Origin of the sequence: Pseudoalteromonas sp. SR44-8 (assembly GCF_014163635.1) — a bacterium.
GTDB classification, from domain to species: Bacteria; Pseudomonadota; Gammaproteobacteria; order Enterobacterales; family Alteromonadaceae; genus Pseudoalteromonas; species Pseudoalteromonas rhizosphaerae.
This window is the reverse complement of record NZ_JACJDS010000004.1, coordinates 92,508-107,981: the sequence shown is the minus strand read 5'-3', so window position 1 is coordinate 107,981 and position 15,474 is coordinate 92,508. Positions and strand designations below refer to the sequence as shown.

Sequence of the window (15,474 nt, the reverse complement as noted above, 5' to 3'; positions counted from 1 at the left end):
GCTTAGGTGACGAGGGACCGAAACGGAGTTTCGCAGCCTGAGGAAGTGAGGTCATGGATGACCGATGTAACCAAGCTCCATGGATGGATTCAAACGCCGATGTTAATTTAACAATAGTTCACTGCTGCACAGGCAGCTTAGGTGATGAGTGACCGAAACGACTTACCGAATAAAGAGTGCAGCGCGAAGATGTGAGGTCATGGCAGATTTTTGTTCCCGACAAAATCTAAGTACCTAAATCCATTTAGGCAATGACCGATGTGACCAAGCTCCATGGACGGATTCAAACGCCGATGTTAATTTGAAGTATTGTGTATTGTCGCGCCAGCAAGCTTAGCGCCTACGACACAGGCAGCTTAGGTGACGAGGGACCGACAAAAATATCGGGAATATTTTGGAACTGCGAAGCAGACCTTTATGGCGAAGGGCAGGACGCCTAAAGTAAACGGCATACCTAGCAAAGAGTGCAGCCTGAGGAAGTGAAGGTCGTGGCATATTTTTGTTCCCGACAAAATCTAAGTACCTAAATCCATTTAGGTAATGACCGATGTAACCAAGCTCCATGGACGGATTGTTAAACCTTTGGTTTATTTGAAGTACTGTCGCGCCAGTAAGCTTAGCGCCTACGGTGGATAATATTGAAAATGGTGTTGTATATTTGTGCGCCAGCAAGCTTAGCGCCTACGACACAGGCAGCTTAGGTGGCGAGGCAGTGAAACGAGTTTTTTGATCACTATTCGGCGCTAAAGCGATCTTCTACAAGCCACACTACGGATGTTTACGGCGACGATATGCTTAACGTGCTAAGCACGAGCTACAAATTATTTAATGGTTTCTCATTTACCCTCATTGTCTGTTTTTTGTGCAAAAAATCGTTAAGTTCTAGGAAAATGATTTGCAGAGCTGCATTTGTATGCGCTGAAGAACTGTTTTTAGCGAGTTCGGGCGATTTCTGATTGCTATTTATATTACATTTTGAGATATTATTTATAATATAATATTAACAGGAAATAGTAACAGATGACTCTTCCCAGTTCTCAATCTGCAAATGCAATCCGCATGCTTGCTGTCGATGCCGTTCAAAAAGCTAATTCAGGTCACCCAGGTGCACCAATGGGGATGGCCGATATTGCTGCTGTTCTTTGGCAAAACTTTCACCGCCACAATCCATTAAATCCTGATTGGCCTAACCGCGACCGTTTTGTGTTGTCAAACGGCCATGGCTCTATGTTGCAGTACGCATTACTGCATTTAAGTGGTTATGATGTCAGTATTGAAGACATTAAACAGTTTCGCCAACTGCATTCTAAAACGCCGGGTCACCCAGAGTATGGTTATACACCAGGGGTTGAAACAACAACAGGGCCACTTGGTGCTGGTATTGCCAATGCTGTTGGAATGGCAATTGCTGAAAAAACCTTAGCTGGACAATTTAATAAACCACATTTTGATATCGTTGATCACTTCACTTACTGCTTTTTAGGTGATGGTTGTTTGATGGAAGGTATCTCTCATGAAGCATGTTCATTAGCAGGTACGTTAAAGTTAGGTAAACTCATCGCTTTTTGGGATGATAATGGCATCTCAATTGATGGCGAAGTAGAAGGCTGGTTTACTGACGATACCCCAAAACGCTTTGAATCATACGGTTGGCAGGTTATTAGTGGCGTTGATGGTCACGATATGGCCGCGATTGCCAGTGCTATTGAAGCTGCGCAAGCTAACCCAGATCAGCCAACGCTGATCTGTTGTAAAACGGTGATTGGTTTTGGTTCGCCCAATAAATCGGGTAGTCATGATTGTCACGGTTCACCACTGGGTAATGATGAAATTGCAGCGGTTCGTGAGCAACTAAATTGGCCACATCCAGCGTTTGAAATTCCTCAAGATCTATACAATGAGTGGAATGGCCAAGCCAAAGGCCAAGATTTAGAAAGCGCATGGCAACAAACCTTTGCCGCTTACAGCAAAGCACACCCAGAGCTGAGTAAAGAATTTAACCGCCGTGTAACGGCTAAATCATTACCGAGCAACTTTGCAGAAATTGCTGATCAGTACATTGCCAAGTGCCAAGAAGATATGCAAAACATCGCAACCCGTAAATCATCACAAAATGCCATTACCTTCTTTGCTGAGCATTTGCCTGAACTTATGGGAGGCTCCGCTGATTTAGCCGGTTCCAACTTAACTTTATGGCCTGACGCGAAAGGCTTGCAAGATGATGCTGCCGGTAACTATGTATTTTATGGCGTACGCGAGTTTGGCATGAGCGCGATAATGAATGGTATTGCGCTGCATGGCGGCTTTATCCCATTTGGTGCAACTTTCTTAATGTTTATGGAATACGCGCGTAATGCTGTGCGTATGGCGGCATTAATGAAAGCACACAGTATTTTTGTGTATACCCATGATTCAATTGGTCAAGGTGAAGATGGCCCGACCCATCAGCCAATTGAACAAATTGCTAATTTGCGTATGACGCCAAATATGTCGACTTGGCGCCCATGTGATGAAGTTGAAACAGCGGTTGCATGGAGTCAGGCGTTAATCAAAGAAGCTGGCCCAAGTGCATTGATCTTTAGTCGCCAAGGTACTAAAGCAATGCCGCGCACTAAAGAGCAACTAGCGAATGTTGCTAAAGGTGGCTATATCTTAGTTGATAGCGAGCACACACCTGAACTGATCATTATTGCCACTGGTTCTGAAGTTGAGTTAGCGGTAAATGCAGCAGCTGATCTAACCGCACAGGGTAAACAGGTTCGTGTTGTATCTATGCCATGTACCAATCAGTTTGACTTGCAAGATAAAGCCTATCGCCAGAGTGTATTACCTGTTGGTGTTGCTAAAATTGCGGTAGAAGCTGCACATAGCGATTTTTGGTATAAATATGTTGGCCAAGATGGCGATGTACTAGGTATGACTACCTTTGGTGAGTCAGCGCCAGGACCAGTTCTGCTTGAATACTTTGGCTTTACTGTGAGTAACCTAGTTGCTAAGGCTAATGCGTTACTAGACGCTTAATTGTTTTGAACTTGGGTTAAAAATTTACCTGAACAAAAAGCCCGCTGATTTAATTAAATCAGCGGGCTTTTTTATTTGCAGAATTGATTTTATATAACGACTGAAGCTTAGATCAGCTCAGCTAGAATGGCTTCTAGTTTTTCTTGGTCAATTGCAAATTGGCGAATACCTTGGCTTAGTTTTTCAGTGGCCATGGCATCTTGATTCATTTCCCAGCGAAATGCTTGCTCAGTCATAGGCGTTGGCGGGGCAACTGTTTCAGTAGCAGCAGTCAGTTGATGCGCTAATGGGGCATCTGTTGCGGCTAGTTCTGATAATAGCCCTGGGCTGATAGTTAATCTATCACAACCTGCCAGTAATTGGATTTCGCTGATGTTTCTAAAGCTTGCACCCATAACGATGGTTTTATAATCGTGCTTTTTGAAGAAGTTATAAATATGTGCAACAGACTGTACGCCTGGATCATTAGCACCGCTAAAATCGCTATCAGTTTGGTTTGCTTTATACCAATCAAGAATACGACCAACAAAAGGCGAGATTAAATAAGCACCTGCTTCAGCACACGCACGAGCTTGAGCAAATGCAAACACCAACGTTAGGTTACAGCGAATACCTTGTTGCTCGAGTACTTTTGCTGCTTGAATACCTTCCCATGTAGACGCCACTTTGATCAGTACGCGCGAGGTATCAATATCTTGCTCTTTATAGAGCGCAACAAGCTCAAGGGCTTTATCAATAGTTGCTTGAGTGTCAAACGATAAGCGCGCATCTACTTCGGTAGACACTAACCCTGGCACTTGAGCCATTAAATTTGCACCAATTAGTACCGACAGTTTGTCAGCAGCTTTGCTGATCACCTGTGCATTGTCACTTGTTTGTTGCTTAGCCCAAGCAACGGCTTCAACAGCCAGTGGGCGGTATTTTTCAATTTTAATCGCATTGAGCAATAACGATGGATTGGTAGTGGCATCTTGCGGCTTATATTGATCGATTGCTTCAAAATCACCGGTATCAGCAACCACAGTGGTCATGGTTTTTAATTGTTCTAATTGGCTAGACATAGACATCCTATTTTCATCATACAAAATAAATTAACGGCTTTTAGCATTGCTTATGACATGGTTTAAGCCCTTTATTAGTGCAAAACATTAGTTTAAAGGGCACAGGTGTCACGAATATTTCAGAATAAATCTGTTAATAATATTTTTATAATACCTTTACAACCCGTCATTATTGATATTATCATACAAATAACAGTAATGACTAACATTGTTAGTATCCAATTAGTGAAAGGTATTTATGTCTCGTTATACATTGGGCTTAGATTATGGCTCTGATTCAGTAAGAGCACTGCTTGTTGATGTAACCACAGGTAAAGAGCTGGCTAGCCATTTAGTGAATTATCCGCGTTGGGCGCAAGGTTTATATTGCGATCCAAGTAAAGATCAATTTCGCCAGCATCCACAAGACTACATCGACAGCTTGATTGAGGTCGTCAATGGTCTATGGCAACAAGTACCTGCGGGAACTGCGGATAAAGTAATAGGTATGAGCTTTGATACCACAGGCTCAACGCCAGTGGCGATTAATAGCCAAGGCACGCCTTTAGCGCTGACTGAAGAATTTGCTGAAAACCCTAATGCGATGTTTATTCTTTGGAAAGACCATACGTCGATTAAAGAAGCGAATGAGATCACCAAAGCCGCGACCAATAACGAGGTTAATTATCTTTCACACATGGGCGGCATCTATTCATCAGAATGGTACTGGGCTAAAGCATTACATATTTTTAGAGATGATGCGGCTGTAAAAGCGGCAACTTACTCGTGGGTTGAGCATTGTGATTGGATGACGGCATTGATGTGTGGCACCACTCACCCAGAAGTATTAACACTGGGACGCTGTGCAACGGGCCACAAACAAATGTGGAATGAGCAATGGGGTGGTTTCCCACCAAATAGTTTCTTCAGCAATATTGACCCATTATTAGATGGTGTGGTTGATACGCTTAATGCAGCAACCCAACCAAGTGACCAAGTCGCTGGTAAATTAACAGCGCAATGGGCTGATAAACTTGGTTTATCACAGAATGTAGTTGTAGGTTACGGTGCGTTTGACTGTCACATGGGGGCAGTTGCTGCCAATGTGCGTCCAGGTGTTTTAACTAAAGTAATGGGTACTTCAACTTGTGATATTACTGTTACTTCAAAACAGCAACTTGGCGATACCTGTGTTAAAGGTATCTGTGGTCAAGTAGATGGCTCAGTGATCCCAGGCATGATTGGCCTTGAAGCGGGGCAATCTGCGTTTGGCGATTTATACGCATGGTTTAAAAACCTAATGCTGTGGCCAACTCGCCAGTTAGCAAATTTAAACGACGTTGAACAAAGCTTGATCAATAAAATTGAAGACTCAATTTTAGTTGATTTATCAAAAGCTGCCAGTGCGTTACCGGTTAAAAATACCGATGTAACAGCACTTGACTGGGTCAACGGTCGTCGCACACCTGATGCAGATCAAAGCGTAGCAATGGCCATGACGGGCATGAAAATGGGCACTGACGCGCCGCAGTTCTTTAAAGCATTAGTTGAGGCGACGGCCTTTGGCGCTCGTGCGATCACTGAACGCTTTCAAAATGAAGGCGTACCGATTGATTCAGTAGTGGTAATTGGCGGCATTTCAAAAAAATCAGATTACGTAATGCAAACCTGTGCTGATGTATGGAATTGCCCAATTGACGTACTTGAAAGCGAGCAAAGCTGTGCACTTGGCGCTGCCATTATGGCTGCTGTTGCTGCAGGTGAATATGCGACGGTTGCTGATGCGCAACAAGTTATGGCGTCTGCCGTGTGTCATCAATATTTACCTAACCCTGAGCGGGTTGCTGTTTATGATGAGCTATACGCTAATTATCAAGCCCTTGCACAGTATGTTGATGGAGCAAAATCATGAGCTACACAGAGTTAAAGCGTGAAGTATTTGAAGCTAACATGGAATTACAACGTCGTGGTTTAGTAATTTATACCTTTGGTAATGTGTCGCAAATTGACCGCGACAAAGGCGTGATTGCGATTAAACCAAGTGGTGTGTCCTATGACCAAATGAAAGCTGAAGACATGGTGATTGTTGATCTCGAAAACAACATCGTTGAGGGCAGCATGCGCCCTTCTTCAGATACCAAAACCCATATTCACTTATATCGTCATTTTAATGAGATCGGTGGCGTAACGCATACTCATTCAACGTATGCCACTGCATGGGCACAAGCAAAGCAGAGCATTCCTTGCTTTGGTACGACTCATGCTGATTATGTGCACGGTGACATTACCTGCACCCGTGAACTAACCGATGCGCAAGTAAATGGCGATTATGAGCTTGAGACCGGTATTCAAATTACTGATGCTTATAAAGACCGCGACCCAAAAGCAGCACCTATGGTGATTGTGGCAGGGCACGCACCGTTTACGTGGGGTAAAGATGCAGCGCAATCTGTGTATCACGCGGCGCTGCTAGAAGAAATTGCTCGCATGGCTTACTTAACTCGCACGCTTGATCAAAATGCAGCTGCGCTTAAGAAGTCTGTGATGGATAAACATTATTTAAGAAAACACGGTAAAGATGCCTACTACGGCCAAAGTAACCGTGGCTAACCAGTACAAGAGGAATTTATATATGCCGTCGTCAATGAAAGAAGTTTGGTTTGTAACTGGGTCACAACATTTATATGGCCCAAAAGTGTTAAATACTGTTGCAGATAATAGCGCTGCAATTGTTGCTGGTTTAAATAGCGAAGCTAATTTACCAGTTAATCTAGTATGCAAGCCAACGGTAAAAACACCTGAAGAAATTCATGCGGTTTGCCAAGCAGCAAACACAGATCCTAACTGTGTGGGTTTAGTATTGTGGATGCATACATTCTCACCCGCGAAAATGTGGATTGCCGGTTTAAACGAATTACGTAAGCCATGGTTACACCTTCATACACAATTTAATGCCGCGTTACCGTGGGCTGACATTGATATGAACTACATGAACACCCACCAAAGTGCGCATGGTGATCGTGAGTTTGGTTTTATTGGTACTGTAATGCGTAAAGAGCGTAAAGTAGTGGCTGGTCACTGGCAACGTGCTGACGTGCAAAAGCAAATTGATGATTGGTGTCGCGCTGCTAAAGGTTGGGCTGAGAGCCAAACACTTAAAGTGGCACGTTTTGGCGATAACATGCGCCAAGTTGCGGTTACAGAAGGTAACAAAGTATCAGCACAAATCACCTTTGGCTATGAAGTGCATGCCTTTGGTGTAGCTGAGCTCGTTAAAGTTGTTGATACTGTGACAGATGCTGAAGTCGATGCCCAGCTTGAAGTATATAAAACTGACTATGTGATTAGCGATGAAACGTTGCAAGATGACTACAAAGTATCGATGCTACGTAACGAAGCGCGTTTAGAGCTTGGTATGGAACGCTTTTTAGAAAAAGGTGGCTTTAAAGCATTCACTAACTGTTTTGAAGACTTGTCTGGTTTATCAGGTTTACCAGGACTTGCAACGCAGCGTTTAATGGCAAAAGGTTATGGCTATGGGGGCGAGGGCGACTGGAAAACAGCTGCTATGGTACGCATCATGAAAGTAATGGGTGAAGGCCGTGAAGGCGGTTGTTCATTTATGGAAGATTACACGTATAACATGGGTGATACTGACCAAGTATTGGGTGCTCACATGTTAGAAGTCTGTCCATCGATTGCAGCGCAAAAACCACGCCTTGAAGTTCACACGCACACCATTGGGGTGAAATGTGATGTGGGTCGTTTATTGTTTACTGCTAAAGCCGGTGCGGCAATTAACGTTTCGCCAATTGATATGGGTAATCGTTTCCGTATTTTGATCAACGAAGTAGATACAGTAACGCCACCGGCTGAGTTACCGCATTTACCAGTTGCATCAGCATTGTGGGAAACTAAACCTAACCTATCAGTGGCGTCTGCTGCGTGGATCCATGCCGGTGGTGCGCACCACACTGCGTACAGCCAAGCTGTTACCACCGATATGATTGTTGATTTTGCTGAAATGGCAGGTGTTGAAACGATGATTATCGATGCTGATACCAGCATCCGTGGTTTCAAAACAGAGCTACGCCACAATGCAGCGTATTACATGTTAAAACGTGGGCTTTAATCACCTATAACAGCAGTGATCTAAGTTAACTAAATAAGCCAACTTTATAGTAAAGTTGGCTTTTGTTTTCTAAGACTTTGGAGTACACATGCTCGATCTCACAAAATACCAAGGCATTATTTTTGATATGGATGGCACGCTTATCGATTCGATGGGCTCTCATTTACAAGCATGGGAGCTGACCTGCCATGCATTAGGTTATCCGTTTGACTATGACTATATGTATAGTTTAGGTGGCGTACCAACACTTGCCACTGTTGATATTCTCAATGAAAAATATGGACTTAGTCATGATCCTGATGAAGTTGCCAAGCAAAAACACCAATTTTGGTTAGGCTTAAACCATCAGCCAGAAATCATTACTGAGACAGTCGATGTATTAAACTATTACCATGGCAAAATGCCTATTGGGGTAGGTACTGGCGCGGACCGTGCGCATGCCATTGAGCATCTAACTCAAACAGGGTTAATCGATAAAATAGACGCATTAGTTACTGCCAGTGATGTTCGCCACGGTAAACCACACCCAGAAACTTTTTTAAGCGTAGCCAAACAAATAAACATTCAACCACAAAATTGTGTGGTGTTTGAAGACACGCAAATAGGCTATCAAGCAGCTCAGGCTGGTGGTATGGACTGCATTTTAGTCAAAGACGGCAAAATACAACTAAAAAGTTAGGCGAATAAATTTGCAATCGATCACTATATTGTATTATAAAAGTATAAATACAATTATAATAAGGTTATTGTCATGTCATTGCAATGTGTAACTCAGCGCCTAACAGCGGTTCATCAGTCGTCAACATCGATTAAAAAATTATCTCGCGGTATCTTTGCAATAGCAGTGTCCTTTGGGATTGCTTTAACCCCCGCGTGTGCTCACCAAGGAGACAATATGACCAATTCACCTTCTGCATTACTGCACGCTTATGGCAAGCTGGCAGACCAAACTCCGATCAACCAAGTTACCCTAACCAATAGTAATGGCGTGAGCGTTGATGTGATCAATTATGGCGGCATTATTACCCGTATCGAAACGCCAGACAGCAATGGCAACATGGGTAATATTGTTTTAGGTATGGATAATTTAGAAGATTACACTAATGCAACCACATACTTTGGCGCGATCATTGGCAGATTTGGTAACCGTATTGCTAATGGTAAATTTAGCTTAAACGGCACAGACTATCAGCTAGCAACTAACGATGGTGCTAACCATTTACACGGCGGTGTGCAGGGCTTTGATAAAAAAGTCTGGACCATGGCTCCATTTAGTACAGAAAACAGTGCGGGTGTTACACTTAGTTTAGTGAGCCCTGATGGTGACCAAGGTTATCCTGGAGAGCTTACAACACAAGTTACCTACACACTGACCAACAAAAATACTCTAGATATGCAATTTGTGGCAAAAACAAATAAGCCAACCATCATCAATATGACCCAGCACAGTTATTTTAACTTAGCCGGTAAGGGCGATATTCTCGATCATCAAATGCAAATCAACTCAAACGCAATCACCCCTGTGGATGGCGGTTTGATCCCAACGGGTGAGTTAATGCAAGTGGCGGGTACACCGTTTGATTTTAGAAATCCAAAAGCAATTGGTAAAGAAATTAATGTCGATGATGAGCAGCTGAAGCTTGGTAAAGGTTATGACCATAACTTTGTGCTGAAAAACAAACCTAATCATGATTTGATTGAAGCAGCTAACGTTTATGAGCCAAGCTCAGGTCGAACCCTAACTGTGTATACCGAAGAACCTGCGGTACAGTTTTACTCAGGTAACTTTTTAGATGGAAGCAGTAAGCAAGCCTCTGGATTAGTTCATAAGCAGCGCAGTGGTTTTTGCCTAGAGCCACAGCACTTTCCTGATGCACCGAATCAGCCAACATTCCCAAGTACAACTTTGATGCCTGGTGAGGTTTATTCAACGCGTATTGTGTATGAGTTTGGCACTAAGTAATGCACTTCGTTAATCAAATAGGGCTGCTGTTTGCAGCCTTAGTGATAACAACTGTGGCGCAAGCGACTGAGGTTGCGACTATTCATAGCCCAGATCAGCAGTTAGCCGTATTGGTTGATTTAGATGAGCAAGGGCAGTTAAGTTATCAAGTACAGTCAGGTAGCGATAAAGTAATTGAGCCATCTTTATTAGGTATCACGCTTAATAATACCGATTTTACTAAAAAGCTTAGATTATTAGCCGTTAAACAACAGCCGACAGTGAATGATAGCTACCAGCTTTTTACTGGTAAGCAACAGTTTGTTGATTACCAGGCTAACAGTACGGTTGTTAGTGTGACTAATCAGCAACACGAAACATTGAATGTTCGCTTTCAAGTGAGCAACGATGGGGTTGCTTTTCGCTACGAGTTAGATGGGGAGTCCTCGGATACGCGGGTCGTACTGAGTGAACAAACGGGGTTTAACTTTCCAAGTGAAACCGTTGCGTGGTTACAGCCTAAAGCGCAAGCGCAATCTGGCTGGATGAACACTAACCCTTCTTATGAAGAAGAATATTTACAAGCGACAGCATTAACGACCCCTGCAATAACCAATAATGGCTGGGTGTATCCGGCATTATTTAAGCACCAAGAGCAGTATATTTTAATCTCAGAAGCTGGTGGTGAAGACTATTACAGTGGTACTAATTTAACCAATAATAGCCAAGGGCAGTTTAAGGTTCGTTTTCCTGATCAGCGTGAAGTTACTTCTAATGGTGGCTATTTACCAGAGCATACACTGCCGCTGTTATCGCCTTGGCGTTTATTGGCAATTGGCACGTTGCAAACGGTTACTGAGTCTACTTTAGGGACTGACTTAGCCCGACCAAACCAGCTAACTAACACTGATTTTGTTAAACCGGGGATTGCTGCTTGGAGTTGGGGGTTATTAAAGGATGACTTTACAACCTTTCCTGTGCAAAAACAGTTCATTGATTATGCAGCAGATATGCTCTGGCAATATGTATTGATTGATGCGGATTGGGATCAAAAAATAGGCTGGGAGAAAATGCAGCAGTTGGCAGCCTATGCTAAGCAAAAAAATGTTGATTTATGGGTTTGGTATAACTCATCAGGCGCGTGGAATAACACGGTTTATTCTCCTAAAAGTGCATTACTAACGCGTGCTGATCGCATTAAACATTTTGCAAAACTTCAAGCTATGGGAATTAAAGGCATTAAAGTCGACTTCTTCCCGGGTGATGGTTCATCTGTGATGGCCTATTACGAAGCTATGCTGAAAGACGCAGCAGCACATCAGTTAATGGTCAATTTTCATGGCACCACTTTGCCAAGGGGCTTGCAGCGAACTTATCCTAATCTAATGACCTCCGAAGCAGTAAAAGGCTTTGAGATGATAAGCTTTTTTCAAGCATTTGCCGATAAAGAAGCGCAGCATGCAGCGACCTTAGTGTTTACTCGGAACGTGTTTGATCCAATGGATTTTACACCTATGGTACTTGGTGATATTCCTAATATTGAACGCAAAACCAATAATGCCTTTGAGCTCGCGCTGCCGATTTTATTTACATCTGGGGTACAGCACTTAGTGACAACGCCTGAGCAAATGACGAAAGTTTCAGAACCAGTAAAAGCTTATTTGAAATCGCTGCCTACTCTGTGGGATGAAACAAGGCTCTTGCAAGGCAGCCCAGGTAAGCAGGTGGTGATGGCGAGACGTTCTCGCTGCAACTGGTATGTTGCAGGTATTAATGCGCAGGATAAAGCTATTACGTTAGATATTGACTTAAGCTTTAGTAACTTCAGTTCAGCCCAGCTACTTAGCGCAGGTAAAAAATTAACACAGGTTGAGGCGCAACAGCTCAACTCAAAACTGTTTTCTATAAAATTAAACCCCAATAGCGGGTTTGTTATAATAACTAAGGGTGATACCAACAATGAATGCACAACATCACTTGCGCACTAAATTAAAGCGTACTGCTAAAGCAACAGGCCTTGTAGGTTTATTCGCTTTGTCATTAAGCTCACTTACAGGGTGTGAATCTACAACCCGCGCAGACACACAACAAACACAAGATGCAGCACCAATCGCGAGCGCAAAAGCACCCACGCAAGATGATGGCGTATTCACTAATCCATTATTTCCTAATGGTGCCGATCCATGGCTTGAGTACTGGGATGGTAACTATTACCTAACGACGACAACATGGACATCTGAATTGGTGATGCGTAAATCACCTACTTTAGCAGGACTTGCCGATGCAACCCCAGTAAATGTATGGTCAGCGACCGATCCTGCGCGTTGTTGTAACTTTTGGGCGTTTGAATTTCATCGTGTTAAAGGCCCTGACGGCTACCGTTGGTACATGATGTATACAGCAGGGACTGATGGTACTTTAGATAACCAACATCTTAATGTATTAGAAAGTGCCGGTGACGACCCAATGGGTCCGTATGAATACAAAGGCGCACTCATGCCTGATGTATGGAATATCGATGGTAACTATTTAAGCTATAAAGACAAACTCTATGTTATTTATTCCCAGTGGCAGGGCGATCAACAGTTAAACATTATTGCTGAAATGGAAAACCCGTGGACATTGAAAAAGAATTCACCGCACACGGTGATCACACGCCCTGAACTTGATTGGGAGATCAGCGGCCGTAAAGTTACCGAAGGCGCTGAGATTTTACAGCACAACGGTCGTACATTTATGACTTACTCCGCAAGCTTTTGTAACACGCCAGATTATAAGTTAGGTATGTTAGAGCTGGTGGGTGATGATCCGCTAGATGCAAACAGCTGGAAGAAGTTTGACGAGCCGGTGTTTGAACGTACTGATGAAGTATTTGGCCCTGGTCACAATGGTTTCTTCACTTCGCCAGATGGCAGTGAAGATTGGCTGGTATATCACGGCAATGATTCAGTAGAGCATGGTTGTAGTGCCACACGTTCTTTGCGTGCGCAAAAATTTACTTGGCATGATAATGGCACACCAAACTTTGCAAAACCTGTTACACCGGGTGTTGAAGTGGCTCCACCATCAGGCGAATACGGCCCGCTTGTAACTCGTGTGCAAGGTCAGCGTTATAACTTAGTTAATGCAACCAGCGGTTTATGTTTAGACATTGCAGCCGATCCTCAAGATGCGCGTGCTGTGCAACGTCAATGTGCAAGCACTAATGGGCAATGGGTGATTGATGCCACTACTGATGGTTTTGTACGTTTAGCGAACCGTGAAGACAGCAAGTTTTTAGAGCTGGCTAATTGCAGTGATGCTGATAATGCGAAAATACAATCTGCAGCGTGGCGTAATAACTTCTGTCAGCAATGGAAAGTAGCACCAAGCACTGATGGTAATGTCACTATTACGAATCGCTACACTGAAAAACCATTAGCCGTAGCAGGGTGTTCAGCCGCGCAAAATCAAGCGGTTTTACAACAAGGTAAAGATACTGCATGTGCTGATTGGCAGTTACAGCCTGTAGGCAGTGTCGCGGTAATGAGCCAGCAAAGTGGTAAAGCATTGAGCGTTGCAGGAGCAGTTAAAGCGGGTACTAATGTTGAGCAACAAGCGTTTACTCACAGCGATGCCCAGCAATGGTTCTTTGCGCCAACAGACACTGGCTACGTTGCTCTAAAACAAGACCTTGATAGCGATTACTGCGCTGCTGTGGCAAACAATGCTTTAGTGCCTGGCGCTAACGTTGAAATGGCTTCGTGCGAAACTAAAACAGCACAATGGCGTATAACCCCTGTTGAAGGTGGCGGCGTGATGTTGATCAACCGTTACACAAAGCAAGCACTGGGTTTAAGTGATTGTGGCCTTGCAGATAAAACTAATTTTGCACAACAACCTGATTTAGGTAACAAGTGTCAGATTTTCCATTTACGCGAACCAAAGTAAATGTAAATAAGCGTTCGACTCTCACCAAGCCACTGTTTCGATAGTGGCTTTTTTATGTGTATGTAGCGTGCGTTTTAATTTTATGAACTTACATTTGAATAGTCGTGTTATTGCCATCATTAATAAAGTGCACTCGTGGCCTGTACATTTAGTATTTTTTAACAAACTGTCAAAGTTAAGCGATTCGCTCAATATCAAAGGTGGTTGTATTTTAAGCTGTTGTCGCTAATTTAATTAGTGTAAGGTGACGCAGCAAAGGTACAATTTGATTGTCCATAATTGTAAGATACAGTGAACCAAGTGTAATGTTAGCGTAGGCTGCTAATATGTAAGGTAAAGCCAAAGATAATTATAAAATAAACTTAAAAAATAGCGCTTTTTATAGATAGAAGCAGGCACAGGAATAGGAAGCCTCATGATATTAAGAATGATTTTATTATTGAGTTTATTGTCAAATATAAATATAAATGCAAATGCTCAGGATCCAGAGCCTGAACTTACAATTTTGTTGAACGACTGGCCACCTTATAATTTTAACAAAGGTGGTAAGCTAGTTGGTATTAGCACAGAGTTAGTAGAAGCCGCGCTGCAAAAAGCGAACATCAAATACAAACTGTTAGTTTATCCTTTTAAACGCGCTTTATACACTGTCCAAGAAACTCCTAACACTTTGCTTTTTACAGTAGCTCGTATTCCTGAGCTCGAAAATATGTATAAATGGATTGGCCCTTTGCACACCAGAGAGGTATATCTGTATAAATTAAATTCCCGATCTGATATACAGATCAACAAAATCGCAGATATCAAACAATATAAAACTAGTGTGCTGATGGGCGGTTCAGTTGAGCAATTCCTTAAACGTAATCACTTTCAAGAAAATATAGACTACTATGTTACTGTTAATTCAGAACAAATATTAAAAGCTTTATTTAAAAAAAGGACAGATCTGATCCCTGGAGATCCATTAGATTTAGCCTATCAAATGAAAACGCTGGGCTATGATCAGTCAGCAATTGAAAAAGCCTATTTACTGTCGAACGAAGGTGGCTATTACATGATAGCTAATAAAAAAACATCAGATGAAATGATAACAAAAATTCAGAAATCTTTAGATGAAGTGCTTGCATCAGATAAGAAAGATAAAACTATCGAAAAGTATCTACAAATAAAAAGCGGTTCCTTTAACTAAAAATCTATCGATTAAACAATCACTAATTATTTTGGTGATTAAATTGCAAAGCTTATTGCGCCTGGTAGCAGAAGGCATTTTAATGGCCGATTTACTTTTGTCAGTAAAAATTGCTGTAGCAAGGAAATACGAGTGCACCAATCTGCCTAGCGATTGGCCAGTTTTTATAACTCATAATTATGCCTAATTGTTGATATTGCGCTTATTTAAGTATAGCTAA

At 42.6% G+C, this 15,474-nt stretch carries 10 protein-coding genes; 9 read left to right on the top strand and 1 reads right to left on the bottom strand.

Features of this window, described 5'->3' with window-relative positions; all coding sequences use genetic code 11:
- Nucleotides 1-1,020 precede the first annotated feature (1,020 nt).
- Nucleotides 1,021-3,021: a transketolase gene (tkt, locus tag H5183_RS02850; RefSeq protein ID WP_149980041.1), complete on the top strand. Its 2,001-nt coding sequence runs from the start codon at nt 1,021-1,023 to the stop codon at nt 3,019-3,021.
- A gap of 107 nt (nt 3,022-3,128) precedes the next feature.
- Here tkt and tal read toward each other — a convergent pair whose 3' ends face one another.
- Complete coding sequence (tal, locus tag H5183_RS02845; RefSeq protein ID WP_182730885.1) at nt 3,129-4,082, bottom strand: transaldolase; 954 nt, start codon at nt 4,080-4,082, stop codon at nt 3,129-3,131.
- A 238-nt stretch (nt 4,083-4,320) separates the two neighbouring features.
- Between tal and H5183_RS02840 the strand changes: the two genes are divergently transcribed.
- From H5183_RS02840 to H5183_RS02805, 8 genes are all read left to right on the top strand, one after another.
- Entirely contained in the window at nt 4,321-5,973 is a 1,653-nt protein-coding gene (locus H5183_RS02840; RefSeq protein ID WP_149980043.1) for a ribulokinase, read from the top strand.
- Entirely contained in the window at nt 5,970-6,671 is a 702-nt protein-coding gene (locus H5183_RS02835; protein WP_182730884.1) for an L-ribulose-5-phosphate 4-epimerase, read from the top strand. Before H5183_RS02840 ends, H5183_RS02835 begins: the two co-directional genes overlap by 4 nt.
- A gap of 22 nt (nt 6,672-6,693) precedes the next feature.
- Complete coding sequence (gene araA / locus H5183_RS02830; protein ID WP_182730883.1) at nt 6,694-8,193, top strand: L-arabinose isomerase; 1,500 nt, start codon at nt 6,694-6,696, stop codon at nt 8,191-8,193.
- 88 nt (nt 8,194-8,281) lie between these two features.
- Nucleotides 8,282-8,872: an HAD family phosphatase gene (locus tag H5183_RS02825; RefSeq protein ID WP_182717781.1), complete on the top strand. Its 591-nt coding sequence runs from the start codon at nt 8,282-8,284 to the stop codon at nt 8,870-8,872.
- Between the two features lie 216 nt (nt 8,873-9,088).
- The gene (locus H5183_RS02820; RefSeq protein WP_246175459.1) at nt 9,089-10,156 is read left to right on the top strand and encodes an aldose epimerase family protein; all 1,068 of its coding nucleotides are present in this window, start codon (nt 9,089-9,091) and stop codon (nt 10,154-10,156) included.
- Nucleotides 10,156-12,123 carry a glycoside hydrolase family 97 protein gene (locus H5183_RS02815; RefSeq protein ID WP_182730882.1) on the top strand — a complete coding sequence of 656 codons (1,968 nt, stop codon included), beginning with the start codon at nt 10,156-10,158 and terminating at the stop codon, nt 12,121-12,123. The genes H5183_RS02820 and H5183_RS02815 overlap by 1 nt, the downstream gene beginning before the upstream one ends.
- Entirely contained in the window at nt 12,095-14,065 is a 1,971-nt protein-coding gene (locus H5183_RS02810; protein ID WP_182730881.1) for an RICIN domain-containing protein, read from the top strand. Before H5183_RS02815 ends, H5183_RS02810 begins: the two co-directional genes overlap by 29 nt.
- A 415-nt stretch (nt 14,066-14,480) precedes the next feature.
- A complete protein-coding gene (locus tag H5183_RS02805) occupies nt 14,481-15,254 on the top strand; it encodes an ABC transporter substrate-binding protein (RefSeq protein WP_182730880.1) in 774 nt (257 codons plus the stop codon).
- Nucleotides 15,255-15,474: the final 220 nt, after the last annotated feature.